The 20671-nt window shown below is 46.8% G+C and carries 12 protein-coding genes and 1 tRNA gene; 7 read left to right on the top strand and 6 right to left on the bottom strand.

Annotated features, from left to right (window positions below):
* Nucleotides 1-76 precede the first annotated feature (76 nt).
* From AC1DCV_RS33975 to AC1DCV_RS34000, 6 genes are all read right to left on the bottom strand, one after another.
* Nucleotides 77-149, bottom strand: a tRNA-Lys gene (locus tag AC1DCV_RS33975).
* Nucleotides 150-309: 160 nt separating this feature from the next.
* Nucleotides 310-2760, bottom strand: a complete 2451-nt coding sequence (locus AC1DCV_RS33980) for a glutaminase family protein (RefSeq protein WP_477027351.1) — start codon at nt 2758-2760, stop codon at nt 310-312.
* A 313-nt stretch (nt 2761-3073) separates the two neighbouring features.
* The gene (locus tag AC1DCV_RS33985; protein WP_477027352.1) at nt 3074-4372 is read right to left on the bottom strand and encodes a hypothetical protein; all 1299 of its coding nucleotides are present in this window, start codon (nt 4370-4372) and stop codon (nt 3074-3076) included.
* A 94-nt stretch (nt 4373-4466) separates the two neighbouring features.
* Nucleotides 4467-6767, bottom strand: coding sequence for a family 20 glycosylhydrolase (locus AC1DCV_RS33990; protein WP_477027353.1), 2301 nt, complete (start codon nt 6765-6767; stop codon nt 4467-4469).
* A gap of 147 nt (nt 6768-6914) precedes the next feature.
* Nucleotides 6915-7514, bottom strand: a complete 600-nt coding sequence (locus AC1DCV_RS33995; protein ID WP_477027354.1) for a pseudouridine synthase — start codon at nt 7512-7514, stop codon at nt 6915-6917.
* A gap of 61 nt (nt 7515-7575) precedes the next feature.
* Entirely contained in the window at nt 7576-8724 is a 1149-nt protein-coding gene (locus AC1DCV_RS34000; protein ID WP_477027355.1) for a putative sensor domain DACNV-containing protein, read from the bottom strand.
* A gap of 349 nt (nt 8725-9073) precedes the next feature.
* Between AC1DCV_RS34000 and AC1DCV_RS34005 the strand changes: the two genes are divergently transcribed.
* From AC1DCV_RS34005 to AC1DCV_RS34035, 7 genes are all read left to right on the top strand, one after another.
* Nucleotides 9074-9658 carry an RNA polymerase sigma factor gene (locus AC1DCV_RS34005; protein ID WP_477027356.1) on the top strand — a complete coding sequence of 195 codons (585 nt, stop codon included), beginning with the start codon at nt 9074-9076 and terminating at the stop codon, nt 9656-9658.
* 84 nt (nt 9659-9742) lie between these two features.
* Nucleotides 9743-10906 (top strand): FecR family protein, encoded by a 1164-nt coding sequence (locus AC1DCV_RS34010; RefSeq protein WP_477027357.1) that lies wholly within the window; start codon nt 9743-9745, stop codon nt 10904-10906.
* Nucleotides 10907-11144: 238 nt separating this feature from the next.
* Nucleotides 11145-14531, top strand: a complete 3387-nt coding sequence (locus AC1DCV_RS34015; protein WP_477027358.1) for a SusC/RagA family TonB-linked outer membrane protein — start codon at nt 11145-11147, stop codon at nt 14529-14531.
* A 21-nt stretch (nt 14532-14552) separates the two neighbouring features.
* Complete coding sequence (locus tag AC1DCV_RS34020; protein WP_477027359.1) at nt 14553-16451, top strand: RagB/SusD family nutrient uptake outer membrane protein; 1899 nt, start codon at nt 14553-14555, stop codon at nt 16449-16451.
* 30 nt (nt 16452-16481) lie between these two features.
* On the top strand, nt 16482-17648 hold the full coding sequence (locus AC1DCV_RS34025) for a DUF5000 domain-containing lipoprotein (RefSeq protein ID WP_477027360.1): 1167 nt from the start codon (nt 16482-16484) through the stop codon (nt 17646-17648).
* 25 nt (nt 17649-17673) lie between these two features.
* Entirely contained in the window at nt 17674-18858 is a 1185-nt protein-coding gene (locus tag AC1DCV_RS34030; protein ID WP_477027361.1) for a DUF4998 domain-containing protein, read from the top strand.
* 6 nt (nt 18859-18864) lie between these two features.
* Complete coding sequence (locus AC1DCV_RS34035; protein ID WP_477027362.1) at nt 18865-20211, top strand: alpha-L-fucosidase; 1347 nt, start codon at nt 18865-18867, stop codon at nt 20209-20211.
* Nucleotides 20212-20671: the final 460 nt, after the last annotated feature.

Raw genomic sequence — 20671 nt, forward strand, 5'->3', positions numbered from 1 at the left:
TTTGTAGTCCCAAAACAGAAAAGCCGCGTAAATCGTGCGATTTATGCGGCTTTGATACTGTTTGTATTCTTTGTTGTGATCCCCTTGGGACTCGAACCCAAGACCCATACATTAAAAGTGTATTGCTCTACCAACTGAGCTAGGGAATCATTCACACCCGTTTGTTTAACGGAGTGCAAAGATAGGAATTTCTAAATTACTTCCAAATTTTATTCACTTCATTTTTAATTATTTATCTCAGCTACATTTCTGATATATATAAAACGCTATAAAAAAGCCCTTCCAGGCAACGCGGGAAGAGTTAAAATATCACGGGTTAAACTTCGCATCCAACATCTTCATAAAATACCCTCCTACTACACTACGCGCCTGAAAGCCTACCATTTTGCCATCAGTGGTTTCGTGCCAGTCGCTGAGTGGAACACGTGTAGTCGTGCCCGTAGCATAGATGTATAACGGCTCAATGAATGCATTGAAATCAGCGGCGTTGTCAGTTAATACCGCTGTCCACATAATCCAGTCGGACTTGGTGTAAGTCTTGCGGCTATCCAGTGGGAGACCGTATTTATGTTGCTGCGTGAGATAGAAATTTATTTCTTTCTTGTACACGTCAGAGGGAAAGAGGTGAAAGTTCAGCACTTTATCCCATACCATGTTGTACTTCTGACTCCAGGTGTTTTTGCTTTCGAAAGCGAGACTGAAATGATCGCCATCATCTGCGAGTTTAATCCAGTTGGCGGCCATTTCTTTGGCGCTGTTTTCATATTTATCTGCTACAGCTGTTTGACCGCACATGCGCGCCAGCATGGCATATGCACGGATACCGGCGATAGCTTTGAGTGAGAGATTGGTATTACGTGCCAGGTGTCCTGCAAAGTCATCGGTACATAACTGGTTAGCGGGATCGAAGCCTTCTTTCAGCAGGTATTCGGCCCAGGTAGTTAAGGTAGCCCAATGTTTTTTGGCGTAGTCGGCATTACCTTCTGCGTGGGCGATGGCGCCTGCTAATACGAGCATGTTGCCGGATTCTTCTACTGGCATACCTTCGCCATACGCCTGACCATTGGCCAGCGGATAGGTGCCCAGATCATGCGCTGCATAAGGCTTGGTGTATTTACCACTTTCAGAAAAATAGAAGATGCCATTCATCATGCCTTTCAGCAAATCAGGATTGTAAAGGAGAAATAACGGAGCAGATGGATAAGTGACATCTACGGTATTGATGCATCCGTTGCTGAAATTTTCTTTGGAAAGAAAAAGGATATCTCCCTGTGGACTCTTTACCAGCTTATGTGCGGAAATGGCTTGTCTATAGGCCAGTTCACAGAGTTTGGCATAAGATTCTCCACCGGTGCTCACGGCGTCTTTATGTAGCTGTTCGTTGAATTTAGTACACTTATCCAGTATGCTGGCGTAGTCCGTGTAGGCAGCATTCAATTGTTTATCGATGGTTTGGGTGGCATCATTTTTCCACCAGGCTTTGAGGTTGGTATTGAAATACTGCAGGGCAAACAGGTCATCATAGCCGAGCAGGAACAGTTGTTCTTTAGCGGTGCTGTTCACAGTGCCCAGGTTCACAACAGTACTTAACATCAGTTCCTTATCCTGCTTGGTGCCGGGAGTAGTACCGTTGGCAAACGCCTGCATGGCATCGCTAGCAGCGCTGATGTATTGTATGGGATGTGCGGCGGTTGGTGCGGCCACATACATGTAGCCCCAGTCGATACGCAGGTCATCTCCTTTTTTCTTTAGTATTGGCTGCTCTTTGGTGCCTGCTTTTAAAACAGATAGTTTGCCGGAAGTATATTTAGTAGCGGTAACCGGCTGTGAGGGCACATTCACACTCAGGTTGGAGGAAGCACCGAAATATACAGTTACCTGGTGGCTCGCGTTGTCATTGGCGGCTACCTTATAGGAAATATAAGATACGGGCCTCGACAGCAGCATCAGGTCATCCATCAGCAAGGGAGAGGTGAACGTAAGCGTGAGGTCTACTTTGCCGCAGGTGAAGTTATAGCCTGTTTGCGTGGCGTTGGTGTGCACGGCAGTCTGTACCCCTCTCTCTATGCCTTTCTCCCCGGGAGCAGCAGCTAAACGCGAAATACCGGCATCCAGGAAAGCGCCACCGGCGGTATTAAGGATATGAATAGCCAATACATTGCCTTTGGGCTTTAATTTACTTTTTGCAGCATCTGGAATAGGGAGATAAATATATTTATTCAGCCAGCCTTCGTAATTGTAAATCTCTTCTCCGTTGAGGTATACTTTAATATTATCATCGTGAGATATCTTTAAAAATAACTCAGCAGATGATAAGTCACCTGCATCGAATGTTCTCCTGGTCCAGAGGTCATGACTGTGCCAGGGAGTGCCGCCCATGCCGGAGTTATCGCCGAACGGCGCTTTGCCTGTCTTCCAGGCTTTGTCGTCATAGGCAGCCTGCATCCACTCACCTGCGGGCGCCGTTTCAGTGTATTTTACTTCGTATGCCTTTTCATCGCTCGTGGGCACAACCGCCTGATAGCTTTGCACGTTTTGTCCGAGTACCCGATAGGTAACGCCGTCTACTTTTACCAGGCCGGTGAGTGATTGGGAAGCGCCCGTCCAATGGGTGGTGGAGCTACCATTCAACTCATCTGTGGTTGACCAGATACTAAAATAAGGATCATGTGTGATCAGTGGATAGGCCGGCGCCTGCTGTTGTGCGGCCACACTGCTGCCCAGGCCAAGCAATGCTAAAAATGCAAGTGTTCTCACCATAACGTGATTTAAAACAATTAAGCGTAGAAAATACAATTATTGAATCTATTACATTTCCGCTATGAATCATCACCGCTCATAAAAAGGAATAGCCTTCGTTACATATCTGTTATAAACGCTAATAGTACCAGCCGGGGCAAAAAAATATCAGGGAAATAAAAAAGCGTAGACCCTACGAACGCCTTGGAGGCCCTGAGAAGCCTTGTCAGTACGTTATTCAGATCTACGCGTATCTTAAATTAATTAAATTCGATACAGGTAAGGAGCGCAAAAATACACTTTTACATCAAATTTTACATTAAATCTTATTAAACTACCCACGAAACAGCACAAACCATTCCGGATGCGAACGAATCAATGTGGCAATACCCCATATCAGCAAAGCCATGCCCAGTGCGCCCCAGCCCTTTTTGTTCTTCCAGCTCCAGCCGAATACCGCGGGTACTTCCCAATACTTGATGAGTAAATATACCACCAAACCTCCCATACCCGCCCAGGTCAGGAAAAGCAGCCCCCGTTGGGCACCCACCATCACGGCGGCAAACAGGAAGATCAGCGTCATCGCCTGTAGCCACCAGTAATTTCCGGGGCCGCAATGCGTCACTTCTGCAATCGACAACACAAACAACAGCCCCGCCACGAAAATGGTCAGCATCAGCAGCGACTCATACAAAAGCACCGGCAATACCAACAATATGATCCACACTACTATTGATATCACAATGTAAGCAGCTAAACGCCGGTCCTGGGCTCTCAGATGAGACTCCCGGAATGGAAACAACATCCGGCTTACAATCCCTTCCATGCCACGCAACGGTGGCAACGCAAATATGCCGATCATCACCGGCACAATCACCTCGTAACGGTACCAGGTATCCGGACACACCCACATCACGCGGAATATCGCCGCGGAAACAAGTAAGGCAGGAACAGATATATTGACAAATATCCTCAGCGGACTATACTCATTACTGTAGCTGCGCCGGATAACATCCACATACTGTTTGGCGCCATGTTGACGTGTAGCTATCGCCGTTAGTTGCGTCCATATCAGCGCAAATCCAAGATGGATCACTGCCGTCCGGAGCATCACGTCCGACAACATCGGACCAAAGTAAACAATGGCAATGCCCACTGCCAGCAGTTCCCAGCTGAGCATACGTGGCGAAAACAGCAAGCGGAATACCCCGGAAAAACGCAGCACCAGCCATTTCCATATTCCCGGCATATACTTACCCAGCAACATCAGCAACGCAAAGGCCCCTACCAGCCCTGCCAGCCCCAGTAACAGGCGGGAAGCGGTAAACACACCCCTGAGTGCCTGCAGGCGAGAAGGCTTCTTAATAGAATACACCAGCTCTGTATTAGCCAGTAGCTCCGTAGCCAGCAACTTTCCATCCTCTTGTGAAATATTGGTCAGCTCCGTTTGATGCTGCCGCCAGAAGCTGTCTGCCTGTGCCGGAGTTGCCCAGGTGTTTAATGTACCATACTGGTACAACAATGTTTTTTGCTCTCCACTAAGGGAGGCCAGTATTTTTGCCAACGCAGCATCCGTTGCAAATGCCACCTGACCAATGGTTAACAGGAACAATAGTATTTTTATAATGCGCATAATGCCATAAAAATAACAAAAAAATGCACTTTATATAAACAAAAAAGAGCGGATGAATTATCGTCATCCGCTCCTATAGTTAGGTATTGCTTTATTATCTTCCTGCTCCAAACCAACTGTCGGGCACCGGTTGCAGCTTACTGCCATTCACACTGTATTCCAGTTTAAGGGTATAACCACCGCCACCTTCTACAAATGCTACCTTCACCGGATGCCAGCCTTTCTCCAGTGCTACCTGCCCGCTCTTCTGAAAAGGAGCATGCCAGCCATCATTATTCACTACTTCCTGGTCATCTATATATAATATCCCTCCGTCATCAACGGTCAGGTAAAAACTGTAAATACCGGTAACAGGTACATTGATGTAACCCTGTATGCGGGCGCCGAATGCACCGCCACCCTTGCCCATTCCTTCCGGAATAATGGCATTGTTTACGCGGATGCTGCTGTCGGATTGTTCTTTTATTTTAGCCGCGCTTTTAAAAATACCTGCATAGTAATCCAGTTTCAAACCCGGACGCGCATCTTTAACCACGGTAGCTTTGCGGTAGGCTTCTTTGCGGTAGTGCAGCGTATAAATATCACCGCGGTTGCCTGCTGGGCTGAAAGCCGCCAGCTTAATGGTTTGTGGCTCACTGATGGTATAATGTGCCGGCAATATGGTGGCATTGTCACCCGGAATAGTGCCGTCTGTGGTATAGCGGATAGTCATATCCGTTAGTGGCTTCTTCACATCCAGCGTCCCATTGTCTACAAATACATTATCTTCTGTAAACCCGTCCAGGTCAGGTAAACGATAGTGCACACCCAACAGGTCCAGGCGCTTATATTGTTCGTTCAGCCGTTGGAGGTAGCTGTCGTATTCGTTGCGGTTTGTCCATAACACTTCCGCCAGGGCAGTCATACGTGGCATAAACATATAGTCCGCACGCTTTTCTGAAGGAATGTATTCTGTCCAGATATTCGCCTGCGCTCCCATGATATGGGTGGCTTCATCCGCCGTTAATCCTTTAGGGATCGGTTGGAAATGATATACGTTATAAATAGAATTGCGATCAGGCATACCATCGAAGTACAGCGGATTTCCGGGTGTCATGATCACCTGGTTGCCATGTCTGGCTGCGTTTATCGGCGCATCAGGTACCCATGAGCGCCAGTACATCAGCACTGCAGTAGGACTAATACCACCTTCCAGGATTTCATCCCAGCCAATCAGCGTTTTACCTTTCGACTGAAAAAATTTCTCCATCCTTTTTACAAAATAACTTTGCAGCTCTTCCACCGTTTTCAGGTTATTGGCTTTCATCACTTCCGCACAGCCAGGCGCTGAGGCCCAACTGGTTTTCTCTACTTCATCGGCGCCGAGGTGAATATATTTTGAAGGAAATAATGCGGCGATCTCTGTAAACACATCTTCGGCAAACTTAAAAGTAGATTCGTTACAAGGACAAATCGGTGTGGAGAAAGTTTTACCCCAGCCCAACTCACTGCTGCAGGCCAGGAATGGATAAGCCCTGATGGCCGCCATCATATGTCCCGGCATATCTATTTCCGGAACAATTTCAATATGACGTGCAGCGGCATACCGGATCACGTCTTTCATCTGCTCCTGTGTATAGAAGCCACCATACAATGTTTTACCATCTTTATGGATGATATGCGAGGTATCAATAGCCATATCAGGATTATTCACCGACTTCTGCATGCACACGGAATCCTGGTTGTTGAATTCCCGCCATGCGCCCTGAGACGTGAGCAACGGGTACTTCTTTATTTCAATGCGCCAGCCCTGGTCATCGGTCAGGTGCAGGTGCAGCTTATTCATTTTATATAATGCCAGCAGGTCAATGAATTTTTTGAGATAATCCACTGAGAAGAAATGACGCGACACATCCAGGTGCATACCACGCCAGCCGTAGGCCGGATGATCTTTCAACTGCATCGCAGGGAGAATGATTTTTGTCAGATCAGGAGTATTGACATCTTCTATGCTGGCCGGCATCAACTGCCGCAATGTTTGAATAGCACGGAAAAAACCGGTGCCTGTTTTTGCAGTGATCAGCAACTGCGTTCCTCTGATATCCAGCGTATAGTCCTCCTCTCCTGCCAGCGCAGGGTTCTGGCGCAATACAATCGCTCCTTTCACCGCCTTCTTCGCTGTCGGCAACGGCCTACCCAATGCCTGGGTCAACAACAGTTCCAGTTGGGCCGTTTCAATTAAAAATGGCGCAGGATCCTCCGGCAATACCAGGCTGGTAGCCGGGGTGATCACAAATGTGCCGGTTTTAGCCACCAGTTGTTGCGGATAGGGAATGATGGGGTAGCGCGGTGACTGCGCGGAAGTAACCTGCAGCGCTAAACACAAAGCCCCTGCAAGCCAGAAAAGTTTCCTCATAATAATATCTCGTTAAAACATGATTCCAAAGCGCAAACGTAATAAGAATCAACCCGTTAACCTAATGCGATCTTCTCTAATCCTGTAGCAAAATTGACGACTGTGCAGGATACATCTTTATAAAAAACAATTTCTTATATGGATACACTAATCTTTATAGTCATCAATTTTCAGCAGGGAAAAAAATTCTTCTTCCGCAAACTCCTTTACTTCTCCCGGCTGCAGGTCGCCCAGCAATAAGTCTTCAATAGATACGCGGATCAGGCGCTGACACCGGTGATGCACCGCTCCTACCATCTTTCTTACCTGGTGAAATTTTCCTTCTGTCAACGTAATCGTTAACCAGGTATGCGGTGCATTATTGGGTAACTCCCGGGGATGATCAAATAAACCGGGAGGACGGTCTACGATGTTTACGCGACAGGGTGTGGTAATATATTCCTGCCCTTCAGCAATGCAAATAGCAACACCTTCTTTTAGCCGCTGTAAAGTGGCTTCGCTCATGATGCCCTTTACCCTGACCAGGTAAGTGCGCTCATGTGGCGCCTTGCCCTGGAATAACAGCCGCGTTACTTTTTTGTTGGTGGTTAATATTAATAATCCTTCCGAATCATTGTCCAGCCGTCCGATCGCATGCGTGCCTTCCGGGAAATCAAAATCCAGTTCCCCCAGGAGTCTCACCGGATGCGAGCTCACAAACTGCGAAACCATGTTGTGTGGCTTATTAATAATAAAGTATCGATCCATATAATGGTGGCAAAGTAAAGAATATTCCAGCGGATGCTTGTCTGATCCGCGATGATACCGATTACAACAACAATATATCTATCCGGTGTGCCTGTACCAGCTGTTGCCGCGCCGACCAGGAAAATACGGTGAAATAGCCATCCTGTGAAGCCACCAGTGCATGCGAATCGTGCTGATCATGCACAAACTGTGCGGCCGACAAATGCCGGGTACCACCAATCGCCGATGGATGGATCAATGTCGGAGTACCACCTTCAATCGGCTCTGCCAGTAGTACTTTGTCTACCGGCCAGGCATCTTTAGCCCGGGTTATTTTAGCGCCAAAGGCAAGTAGTTCCTGCTGATCGTTGACGATGGTAGCCCCATCTACAGCAGTAAGACCGGTAATATTTTCTACTTCTCTCCGAAGGGCATTCTGCCAGAAAATTTCTGTTACACTTTTACCGTCATAACGCAGCAGATCCGCTACGCCTGAAAAGGCAGGATTGATGGGATATTGCAGGGGATGTATGATAGACTCGCGCCAGGCGTCACTTTTGGATGGTGTTACCAGTAAAATACCGCCTCGCTTATGTGCCCGCATGGATACGGCAATCTGTATCAGCACATTCACCCCATTATTCCATAAACAGGAAGGCGTGAGGCCCAGCAGTGATTTAAGGATAGCCGGACTATCGGGCAGCAGGCCACTGTCTTCATTCACCACCTTTATCTGGTCGCCGCGTAATACGGCCACATTGGTAAACTTGCCCAACCCGGCAGCGCGACGGTGTTTCACCACCAGCAATCCCGGCTCGGAAACATCCAGTACAAAACAGAGGTTCGGTAATTTAATGGTCGTTCCCCATACATACAGTTCATCTCCTTCAAACCACACGCCTACATGTATGCCCGGACGTTCTACGCCCGGTGCCAGCTTGGTGAGCAGCTGTGGCGTGAGCAACAGCGGTTTCTCAAACAATAAAGGCTTACCTGCCTGTGAGGGTGACAAAAATGCCAGTGATATACGGATTGCGTTGCCTTCTTCTTTACGTAAGCTGGCCCAGAAGGCCACGTCAATAATTTTCTCTACCTGCCGCGAGGTAGGTACCACGGCGAGGTCATCTTCCCCTTCCTCTTTCGCTGTAGAAAGGTGTTTCTGAAAATGTGCTTCTATGGTTCCGGCTACCTTAGCGGCGGCCTGATACGTTGCTTCATTAACTATTTCCATAATGCCAGGTTCACTTTTAGGTCCGGATTAAACCTCTAAATTAAGGCTTTTCAAAATGTCGTGAAAAAAGAGCTTTTAGCAGTTAGCTTTTAGCAGTTAGCTTTTAGCGGTTAGCTTTTAGCAGTTAGCTTTTAGCAGTTAGCTTTTAGCAGTTAGCTTTTAGCAGTTAGCTTTTAGCTTTTAGGAAATGCAGCGAAGGAACATAACACTATAATTCCCATTATTCCTTCGCTGCATTTCCTAAAAGCTAACCGCTAACCGCTAATAGCTAAAATAATATTATTCCCGGCGAATTTACCGTTAACAAGCTATGTTATAAAACAGTAATTTGMCTCTACTGTAACCACGTATGGAAGTCAATACCTATAATGAAAGGGAACTATTGTTAAGTCTTGCAAAAGGCAATGACAATGCTTTTGCCGCTGTATTCCATCACTATCGTCACCGTATATACGCCATTGCTTTCCGTTTACTGGGTTCTACCTCACAGGCAGAAGATACCGTACAGGATGTTTTTCTGAAGATGTGGCTCAAACGCCAGGAGCTGCATGAAATCAGTCATTTTAAAGCTTATCTTTTTACTGTTACACGCAATCATATTTTCACCGCACTCAAATTACTGGCCAGGGAACAGCTCATGGAGTCAGAACTCTCTGCTACCATGGTCAATAATATAAGAGAGGCTGCCATTATTCAGAAAGAATATGAGCAGATTCTTTTAAACGCTATCGCTCAGTTACCTCCTCAACAGGGACTCATCTATAAATTAAGTAAAGAAGAGGGACTGAAAAGAAATGAAATTGCAGACCGCCTGCAATTATCTCCCGAAACCATCAAAGTGCATCTGGCCAACGCCATGCGCTCTATCCGGGCCTTCTGTCTGGCACGTATGGACCTCAATACTTTCCTCCTCCTGATATGCCTTTGCTGCTAAATCGAATTTTTTTTTACGGGGCACTAACCCATCCGCTCCTTTTTATCGTCTCCTTATTCAGACACCATTATCAAATCGCTTTTCATGACAGTATCCCGTTTCAGATACCTGTTCAGTCGATACTACTCCGGGCAGTCCACGCCGGAAGAACAACAGGAATTTATGCTCCTGGTAGAAAAGACAGAACATGACGAAGAACTAAAGCAGCTGCTGGATGAACTCCTGCTGGATGCGGACGAGATTGGCACCATGCCCGATGATACCGCCTCCAACATGTTACAGCAAATCATGCAAACAACATCCGGCGGCGTTACACCAGCGCCCATCCGCGTAATACCGCTCTGGAAACGGGCCGCCATTGCCGCATGTATCCTGGCAGCGATTTCTGTTACCGGGTATAAACTGTATAAAAAAAGCAGCCCTGCCAATATGCCTGTGGCCAGCAGCCACCCGGCCCAACCTAAAAATGAAAAGGCCAGGCTCGTACTCGGCGACAACTCTGTTATTGACCTGGAACAAACGGATACAACTACCGTAGCAGTACAATCCGGCGTATCTGTAAACCAACGGGGAAATCTCCTTTCTTATAACAGTAACAGTCCTATTATCACGCCTACTGTCAATACCATCTATACCAACAAAGGCGGCACCTACCAGGTAGTATTGCCTGATGGCACCAAAGTATGGTTGAATGCTGCCTCCTCTATCCGCTTCCCTACCGCATTTACAGATAGCACCCGGGAAGTAGCCATACAGGGAGAGGTTTATTTTGAGATAGCTCCGCAGGCTAACCAGCCCTTTATTGTAAAAACCAGTACCACGAAAATAGCCGTGTTGGGCACGCACTTCAATGTCATGGCTTACGAAGAAGAAAAAAATATCTGTACTTCTCTGCTGGAAGGTGGCGTGAATATTATCAACGGGACATCGGTAAGACGTTTGTTACCCGGACAACAGGCACTGGTAAACAGAGAACATAATGGTATCAGCATCAGCAACGCAGATGTAAATGCCGCCATCGCCTGGAAAGAAGGCCGCTTCGAATTCAATGGTAATATCAAAACAATTATGCGGGAGCTGGCACGCTGGTATGATCTGCAGGTGATCTATGAAGGCGAAGTAACCAATAAGTCTTTTGCCGCTACTTTTTCCAGACAAGATAGTCTGAATGATATCCTCGAACAATTAGAATTAACAGGTACGATACATTTTAATATAGCAGATAAAACCATTACCGTAAGTCCTTAAAAAAAACCTACAATCGATAGTTATGAAAGCAATKATCAGTCAACCAAATTCGACAACAGCTTAACATTTGTTCTAACATCCGGCAGTGAATAACGACAGACGACAGGCACGTCAAGGCGTAGCTATGTCCTCACTTACCAGAATCTATTCATCTTATTAAACGCACACGATGCACCTTTTACAAAAAGCCCGCCACCTCAAACGGCGTGGTCCATCAAACCAAAAACTATTTCGCTTTATGAAACTAACTTTCGTATTGCTGCTATCCCTGGTGCTGCAGGCTAACGCCAACGGATATGCGCAGTCAGTGACCCTGCACGTAAAGGCCGCTTCTCTGCTGGAAGTGTTTAAGGCTATCCGGCTACAAACGGGGTACGTATTTGTCTTTGATCTGCAGATGATCGACAATGCCAAACCCGTCAACTGCTCACAAGATGGCGCCCCGCTGGAACGTGTGCTGGACGATATCTTCAGAGACCAGCCACTCGCCTATTCCATTGTTAAAAAAACAATCATCATCAAAAAGAAAACGGTCATCCGCTCCTCTGTCCCGGAAGTGGCCCGTATTAAAATAAAAGGGCAGGTGACAGAAAGTAACGGTAACCCGATGGTAGGCGTTACGGTAGTCAACAAATCCGGTCGCTCCAATGCACTGACAGATGACCTGGGTATTTTTACGATTGAAGCCAACCTGGGCGACAGCTTATTATTTACCATGATCGGCATGGTACCGCAAACGGTGGCCGTAAAAAGTGATAAGCTCATTAAAATAGTGATGCAACAAAAAGTATCTGATGTGGGAGAAGTAGTGGTGGTAGCCTATGGTACTCAGAAAAAAGCCAGTATGGTAAGTGCCGTCACCAGCATCAACCCTAAAGAGCTGAAAGGTCCTACCAGCAACCTTACTACTATGTTGGCCGGCCGGCTCTCAGGTGTCATTTCTTACCAACGCAGTGGCGAACCGGGAAGAGATAATGCCAGCTTCTTCATTCGCGGTATCACCACTTTTGGTACCGGTAAAGTAGATCCGCTGATACTGATTGATGGAATGGAATCCAGCACCAATGACCTGGCCCGCTTACAACCCGATGATATTGCCGGCTTTTCTATTTTGAAAGATGCCACCGCATCCTCCCTGTATGGCGCCAGGGGCGCTAACGGCGTGGTACTCGTGACCACTAAATCCGGTGTGGAAGCAAAAACATCTTTTAACGTACGTTTCGAAAATTCGATTTCCAGCAATACCCGCAACTTCCATTTTGCAGATAACATCACCTACATGAACCTGGCCAACGAAGCAGTGCTCACCAGGAACCCGCTACGGGATGTACAGTATTCGCAAACCAAAATAGACCATACTGCTGCCGGCGATGATCCACTGCTATATCCCAATAATAACTGGATAAAGCAACTGATCAAAGACTACACCATTAACCAACGCACCAACTTTAACCTGAAAGGCGGCGGAAAAGTAGCCCAGTTTTATGTAGCAGGTACTTACAACGTAGACAATGGCATATTGAACGTAGATAAACGAAACAACTTTAACAGCAACATCAAACTAAAAAATTACTCGCTCCGCTCCAATGTTAATATAAACCTCACCCCCACTACTACCGCCATTGTACGTACTTACGGACAGTTCGATGAATACAACGGACCTGTAGGCGGCGGTGGTAGCCTGTTTTCACAAACAATCTGGGCCAACCCGGTGATGTTCCCGGCGGTATATCCTGCCAGTTACGCACCGGAATTGAAACATCCATTGTTTGGTAACGCCGTAAAACCCGGATACAACAGCATGCCGGGCGATGGTGGCAACCTCTATAATAATCCTTACGCCAACTCAGTTTCCGGTTATTCACAATACAACACTTCTACCCTGCTGGTGCAGGCCGAGTTAAAACAGGATTTCAAGTTTATCCTGCCAGGATTGAGCGCCAGGATGATGGGATACACAGAACGTTATTCTTATTTCGATTTAACCCGTCAGTACACGCCCTATTTCTATACCATGAAATATGATCAGTATGATAAGATACCTCAACTGACTTCACTCAACACCAATGGTACAGAATACCTGAACTATAGTCCCGGCAGTAAAACCATGACAACGACTACCTACATGGAAGCCGCCGTGAACTATAACCAGGAGTTTAATAAAGTACATAGCGTTTCCGGTATGCTCATCGGGTTATTCCGTAACTACCTCACCGCTAATGCCGGCTCACTGCAATCATCACTGCCACACCGTAACCAGGGTATTTCCGGTAGGTTCACCTACGGCTACGACAACCGCTACCTCACAGAATTTAACTTCGGCTACAATGGCTCTGAAAGATTTGCCAGCAACCACCGCTTCGGATTTTTCCCCTCTGCCGGTGTGGCCTGGAATATACAGGAGGAAAGCTTTTTTCAGCCACTCAAACATACCATCGACAAACTGAAGCTGAGAGCTACTTACGGCATCGTAGGCAATGACCAGATCGGTAATGAAAACGACCGCTTCTTCTACCTCTCGGATGTAAATATGAATGACGGCGGCAAAGGTGGTTACTTCGGAGAAAGAGGTGAATACTATCGCAATGGTATCTCTATTAACCGCTATGAAAACAGGGAAATCACCTGGGAACAATCCTATAAAACAAACCTCGGTTTGGAGCTGGGCTTATTCAATGCGGTGAATGTACAGCTGGACGTATACCAGGAACATCGTAAAAACATCCTCATGACCCGCAGCACCATCCCCAGCACCATGGGGCTGAATGCCTGGACACAGGCCAATGTGGGCGAAGCTTCCGGTAAAGGAGTGGATCTCGCGGTGGACTATACGAAAAGTTTTAACAACAATTCCTTCATACAGTTCCGTGGTAACTTCACCTATGCTACCAGCAAACTGCTGGTCAATGAGGAGCCTACTTATCCCGAAGCTTACCGTTCACGCGTAGGGCAATCACTTTCACAGAACTATGGATATATCGCAGAAAGATTATTTGTAGATGACCAGGAAGTGGCCAACTCTGCTTACCAGAACTGGGGCCAGGTAGTGATGGGCGGAGATATCAAATACCACGATGTAAATGGTGACGGTCAGATTAACAGTGCTGATGCAGTACCCATAGGATTACCCACTACACCTGAAATCACCTATGGATTCGGATTTTCTTTTGGCTACAAACAACTGGACCTTAGTTTCTTCTTCCAGGGCTCTGCCAGGTCTTCTTTCTGGATAGACTCCTACAGCACCTCACCATTTGTACTGAATGGCGGCGGCCAGCACGGCCTGCTGCAGTCTATTGCAGACGATCACTGGAGTGAAAGCAACAGGAACCTCTATGCTTTCTGGCCGCGGCTGAGCGACTACTTTGTGGCTAACAACAACCAGACTTCTACGTGGTGGATGCGCAGCGGCAACTTCCTGCGGTTAAAATCAGTAGAGATGGGATACACTGTACCCAAACGCCTGCTGGATCGCATACACATGACCACCGCCCGCATCTATGCCAATGCCTCTAACCTGTTTGTGATCAGCAAATTCAAAACCTGGGATCCTGAAATGGGTGGCAACGGACTCGGATACCCGGTGCAACGTGTAATAAATCTGGGCATTAACCTGGGACTTTGATTCACCGATTAATTGTGCAACATGAAACATATCACTACTATATTATATACCCGCTCCTTCCGCCAGAAAGCACTGCGCATACTACTATGCACACTGCTGCTGCAGTTTACTGCCTGCAAAAAATTCCTGGATGTGGTGCCGGATAATATTGCTACCATCGACAACGCGTTTACCATGCGCGCAGAAGCAGAAAAGTATCTTTTCACCTGCTATTCTTATCTCCCAAAATCTGCTGATTTTGGGGCTAATCCTGCACTACTTTCCGGCGATGAATTCTGGATGGTGCGCCCTTACAGTACCGATGAATCCCCATGGCAAATTGCACAGGGCTTCCTGAGTGCTAACGTCATCTATATGTCGCAGTGGAGTTATTACTTCAGAGGTCTCCGCGATTGCAATATCTTCCTCGACAATATTAATAAAGTGGTAGATATGCGCCAACCGGAAAAAGATCGCTGGACTGCGGAAGTAAAATTCCTCAAAGCCTACTATCACTGGGTGCTGCTGCGTATGTACGGTCCTGTTCCGATTATAGATCATAATCTTCCTATCTCCAGTCCGATCCAGGAAACCCAGGTACCGCGCCTGCATGTAGACACTGTATTCAACTACATCTCGCGCTTGCTCGATACCGCAGCCATTGGTTTACCGGAACTCATCACCGACAGATCCACTGAGCTGGGGCGTCTTACCAAACCCATTGCACTTTCCATCAAAGCACGTATACTGGTTACAGCCGCCAGCCCACTGTTTAATGGTAACCCGGACTATACCGGCTTTAAAAATTACGATGGCACACCCCTGTTCAACCCTGCATATGATCCCAACAAATGGACAAAAGCGGTGGACGCCTGCAAAGCGGCCATCACCGAGTGCGAAAAAATGGGGATGCTGCTATATACCTTCGATCAGCTGGGCGTCATTCTCTCTGATACCATGACCAGGCAAATGTCTTTACGCAACAGCGTTTGCGAAGAATGGAATCCGGAAATCATCTGGAACAATTCCAATTCGATGAACTACGACATGCAACGGCAGATGATGCCACGACTGGATCCTGCCCGCATCGGTAATGAATCCGTAGTAGGCAGCGTAGCACCTACCATGAAAATAGCCGATCAGTTCTACACAGATAAAGGCGTACCTATCAATGAAGATAATACCTGGGACTATGCTAACCGGCTGAAGTTAAGAACCGCTACCAAAGCAGAAGGAGAACTCATACAGGAAGGCTACACCACTGCCGCCACCCACTTCAACAGGGAACCACGTTTCTATGCCGACCTCGCATTTGACGGCGCCATCTGGAGCATGCAGAAAAAAACTTTCCATATAGAATCGAAGGCCGGCCAATGGCAAACCAGGAAAAATATTTACGATAATAACGTGACCGGTTACTTCTGCAAAAAGATGATCAACTGGAAAAATGAAATACTGGAAGGACAAGGTCTGTATGTGAAAACGTATAGCTGGCCCGAAATGCGCCTGGCAGACCTCTACCTCTTGTATGCAGAAGCGTTGAATGAACAAAGCGGTCCTGAAGCGGAAGCGTTCAAATACATCGATAAAGTAAGAGCCCGTGCAGGATTGCCCACCGTACAAACTGCCTGGACCAACTACTCCAAACAACCAGGAAAATTCCAGACCAAAGAAGGATTCCGACAGATCATCCACCAGGAAAGACTCATAGAACTCAGCTTCGAAGGTGCCCGCTTCTGGGACCTGCGCCGCTGGAAAAAAAGTATGGAAGAACTGAATAAACCAGTTACCGGCTGGGACGTAGATCAGTCAGATCCAGCCTTCTATTACCGCGTCAGAACATTGTTCCGTCAAACATTCCAGACACGGAATTATTTCTGGCCGCTGGATAGCTGGGATTTACTCAATAATCCCAAACTGGTGCAAAACTTTGGATGGTAACTTTTTCCACTTACGTAAACAGCCGACAACATGAAACCGTATAATTTTTTAACATTGCTCACCGGCGCTATGCTCCTGCTGGTAGCCGCCTGTCAGAAAGAAACACATGCGCCGATAAATACCACGGGAGATAAACCGGATGTACTGAAAAATCTGAACATCACCAATATGCCCGGTGCTGCTAAAATTAGTTACAGCCTCCCCGATAATAAAGATATTCTTTACGTAAAAGCCGTATACAATATCCAATCAGGAAAGCAACGCGAAATAAGATCATCTTACTATAATAACTTCCTCGTTGTAGATGGCTTCGGCGATTCACTCGCCCACGACATCTCCCTGTACGTGGTAAGCCGCAATGAAATAGCTTCCGATCCGGTGGTCACAAAAGTAAAACCACTGTCGCCCCCCATGATGAACGTACGCAACTCGTTAATAATAAAAGAAGATTTCGGCGGTATCAACGTTGCCTTTACGAACGACAGTAAAGCGGATCTGGCCATCGTTACACTCACCACAGATTCCTCCGGCGTATTTGGCCCGGCGGACGTACATTATACCAAACTGGAAAAAGGCAATTATTCTGTGAGAGGTTATGCTGCCACCAAAAGGAAGTTTGGCTTTTATGTGAGAGACCATTGGGGTAATCAATCAGATACCATCCTGCAGGACCTCGTTCCCATCTTTGAAAAATTACTCGACAAAAGTACTTTCCGGGAAGTAAAATTACCAGGAGATACCGACTTCGGCTGGGGCTACCCTATCTCCGGTTTATGGAATGGCACCATGTGGCACTCTGCCGATAAGCTGGATGGATTCCCGATGTCTATTACATTCGACCTCGGCGTTACTGCACAGTTAAGCCGCATTGCCTTGTGGCAGCGCCCTAACGAATGGATCTACCTGCAGAACAACGTCCGCAAATTTGAAATCTGGGGATCAGTGAACCCCGCCTCCGATGGCAGCTGGGATAGCTGGACCAGGTTAGTAGAGCATACCGTGATAAAACCTTCCGGTTTACCAGTAGGACAAAAAACACAGGATGATATAGATGCCTCCATTGCCGGCGAACAAATGACCGTGCCACTGAATGCGCCCAAAGTGAGGTACATACGCCTTAAAATTCTGCGTACCTGGACCGATGGCGGTTATGCCGCTAACATCCAGCAAATGAAATTCTGGGGTAACGACAAATGATGATCATCTACCTAAAAAAAAATTTATGCGCACACTTAGCTATATCATAGGCTGCCTGCTGCTATTTTCGGCTTGCCGCAAACAGGATGACTATAAAAGATTTATCGAAAAGGGAGAAATACTTTACACCGGCAAAGCCGATTCCCTGCAAGTACATCCGGGACGTAACCGGGTACAGCTCTCCTGGCTGCTCATCGCAGATCCCAAAGTCAGCAAATCAAAAATCTACTGGAATAACCGGAGAGACTCTGCTGTTATAGCTATTAAACGTACCTCCGGCGTTGATACCATCCGCTTCATTATTGACAAACTGGAAGAAAGAGCGTACAGCTTTGAAGTATTTAATTATGACAAAGACGGTAACACCTCCGTAAGAACAGAAGCAAATGGTTTTGTATATGGTAGTTTATATGAAGATGCATTACTCAGCAGGGCATTAGGTAATACAGAAATGAAAAATGGCAATGCGGTAATACCCTGGGCAAACATTGATACCACCGGCGGCATCATCGGTATGCAGCTGCAATACTCCACCAGCGATCATGTACTGCACGACACCATCATTCATGCAGAACCCGAGATGCAGGTAACTACGCTGCCGAATTATCTTTCCGGCAGTAACTTCCGCTACCGCACCCTGTATATTCCGGATCCGCTGGCAGTAGATACTTTTTATACCTCGTTCGCTACCTCCGGTATAAAAGAAGATGTCACGTTAACGTATATACTAAATCCTGGTGCTCCTTTCATCCGGGATGCGGTACAAATGCCTGGTGGGCGTTTCGGGCAGCTGAAAGACTGGAAATATAACAGCGAAGCCGGCAGGAATGGTACCTATGATGAAATAGGCGGACAAGGCCGACTGACACTCTGGATCTGGGATAACGGCACCATCACCAATGGTAAAATATACCAGACCTTTACACTGCCGCCAGGAAATTACAAATTTGAGGCAGATATCTCCAACATCGACAACACCCTCGAAAGCACTTACCTGGTGGTGGCTGCCGGCAATCAACTGCCCGATGTTAACCAGATGAATACTGCACTCGGCTTCGCAAAAATTGTCGATAACAACAACAAATATGCATCTGCCGGATTTAGTTTGGCCGCTACCACTACCGTTACCGTAGGATTCACCGGCACCTATAGCTCACCCGCAGAACAAACCATCCGTGTAAATAAAGTATTACTGATTAAAGATAAATAACGACACATGCTAAAGAAACAACTGCTGATAGCAGCACTGCTATTCAGCCCGCTCATCTCCGCGCAGGCACAGGAGTTAAAAAGAATAGGTACGGAAACAGCCGCACAGAAAGAACAACGCATGGCCTGGTGGACACACGACCGCTTTGGAATGTTCATCCACTGGGGCTTATATGCCATGCCCGCCCGGCATGAATGGGTAAAGCATAACGAGCAGCTGACCAACGCACAATATCAAAACTACTTTGACTTATTTAATCCCAATCAGTTTGATCCGAAATCCTGGGCCAAGCAGGCAAAGGCCGCTGGTATGAAGTACGCCGTACTCACCACCAAACATCATGAAGGCTTTTGTCTGTTTGATTCCAGGTATACCGACTACAAAGCCACCAACACGCCCGCTAAACGCGACCTCGTAAAGGAATTTGTAGATGCATTCCGCGCAGAAGGTATTAAGGTAGGTTTCTACTATTCGTTGATCGACTGGCACCATCCTGACTTCACCATTGACGTGGTACATCCGCAACGCCCTTCAAATGGCGCCGACAGTACTTTCGCCCGGCTGAACCAGGGCAAAGACATGAACAAATACCGCCAGTATATGCGCAACCAGATTACAGAACTATTAACCCGCTATGGTAAAATAGATATCCTGTGGCTGGACTTCTCCTATCCCGGCAAAAACGGTAAAGACAAAAATGACTGGGATGCAGTAGGACTGCTGAAAATGATCCGCAAATTACAGCCTTCCATTATCGTAGATAACCGCCTGAACCTCGATGAATACGAAGATGGTGCCGACTTCCTGACACCTGAACAGGTAAAAGTAGAAGAGCTGGCAAAGTTCCGTGGCAAAACATGGGAAACTTGTCAAACCTTCTCCGGCTCCTGGGGATATTACCGCGATGAAAACACCTGGAAAAGTACCCACGAATTACTTCAACTGCTGATTGGTTCCGTAAGTAAAGGGGGTAACCTGATCCTCAATGTTGGCCCTACTGCCCGTGGTGTATTCGACTACCGCGCACAAAGTGCCCTCGGCAATATCGGCGACTGGATGAAAGGCAACAGTGAATCCATTTATGGTTGCACCTATGCACCCGAAACCTTTCAAGTCCCTCAAAATACGATGCTGACCTACAATCCAACTACGAAAAGATTGTATGTACACCTCCTGGATTACAATGCCCGCATTGTACTCCCTGGCTACAAAGGCAAAGTAAAATATGCCCAGTTCCTCCACGATAACTCCGAAGTGAAGTTCACCGCTGACGGAGATAATAGTGTGGTATTATCTCTCCCGGAAAAAAAGCCGGCAATGGAGATACCGGTGGTTGAACTCGTATTGCAATAACAGCTTTTAGCGGTTAGCTTTTAGCTTTTAGCAAATGTTATGTTGAAGATCATATGCTGATCTTCGCTGCATTTGCTAAAAGCTGAAACAGCGGTTAGCTTTTAGCTTTTAGCTTTTAGCAAATGTTATGTTGAGGATCATATGCTGATCTTCGCTGCATTTGCTAAAATGCTAAAGGCTAAAAGCTAACCGCTGTTTCAGCTTTTAGCAAATGTTATGTTGAAGATCATATACCGATCTCCGCTGCATTTGCTAAAAGCTAAAAGCTAAAAGCTGGTTCAGTTTTTAGCAAATGTCATGTTGAAGATCATATACCGATCTCCGCTGCATTTGCTAAAAGCTAACTGCTAAAAGCTAACCGCTGTTTCAGCTTTTAGCAAATGTCATGTTGAAGATCATATACCGATCTCCGCTGCATTTGCTAAAAGCTAACTGCTAAAAGCTAACCGCTGGTTCAACT

Source organism: Chitinophaga sp. 10T418, assembly GCF_056394125.1.

Coding starts and splice junctions, on each gene's coding strand:
- AC1DCV_RS33980 (WP_477027351.1), bottom strand. CDS start 2,760: ATGGTGAGAACACTTGCATTTTTAGCATTGCTTGGCCTGGGCAGCAGT.
- AC1DCV_RS33985 (WP_477027352.1), bottom strand. CDS start 4,372: ATGCGCATTATAAAAATACTATTGTTCCTGTTAACCATTGGTCAGGTG.
- AC1DCV_RS33990 (WP_477027353.1), bottom strand. CDS start 6,767: ATGAGGAAACTTTTCTGGCTTGCAGGGGCTTTGTGTTTAGCGCTGCAG.
- AC1DCV_RS33995 (WP_477027354.1), bottom strand. CDS start 7,514: ATGGATCGATACTTTATTATTAATAAGCCACACAACATGGTTTCGCAG.
- AC1DCV_RS34000 (WP_477027355.1), bottom strand. CDS start 8,724: ATGGAAATAGTTAATGAAGCAACGTATCAGGCCGCCGCTAAGGTAGCC.
- AC1DCV_RS34005 (WP_477027356.1), top strand. CDS start 9,074: ATGGAAGTCAATACCTATAATGAAAGGGAACTATTGTTAAGTCTTGCA.
- AC1DCV_RS34010 (WP_477027357.1), top strand. CDS start 9,743: ATGACAGTATCCCGTTTCAGATACCTGTTCAGTCGATACTACTCCGGG.
- AC1DCV_RS34015 (WP_477027358.1), top strand. CDS start 11,145: ATGAAACTAACTTTCGTATTGCTGCTATCCCTGGTGCTGCAGGCTAAC.
- AC1DCV_RS34020 (WP_477027359.1), top strand. CDS start 14,553: ATGAAACATATCACTACTATATTATATACCCGCTCCTTCCGCCAGAAA.
- AC1DCV_RS34025 (WP_477027360.1), top strand. CDS start 16,482: ATGAAACCGTATAATTTTTTAACATTGCTCACCGGCGCTATGCTCCTG.
- AC1DCV_RS34030 (WP_477027361.1), top strand. CDS start 17,674: ATGCGCACACTTAGCTATATCATAGGCTGCCTGCTGCTATTTTCGGCT.
- AC1DCV_RS34035 (WP_477027362.1), top strand. CDS start 18,865: ATGCTAAAGAAACAACTGCTGATAGCAGCACTGCTATTCAGCCCGCTC.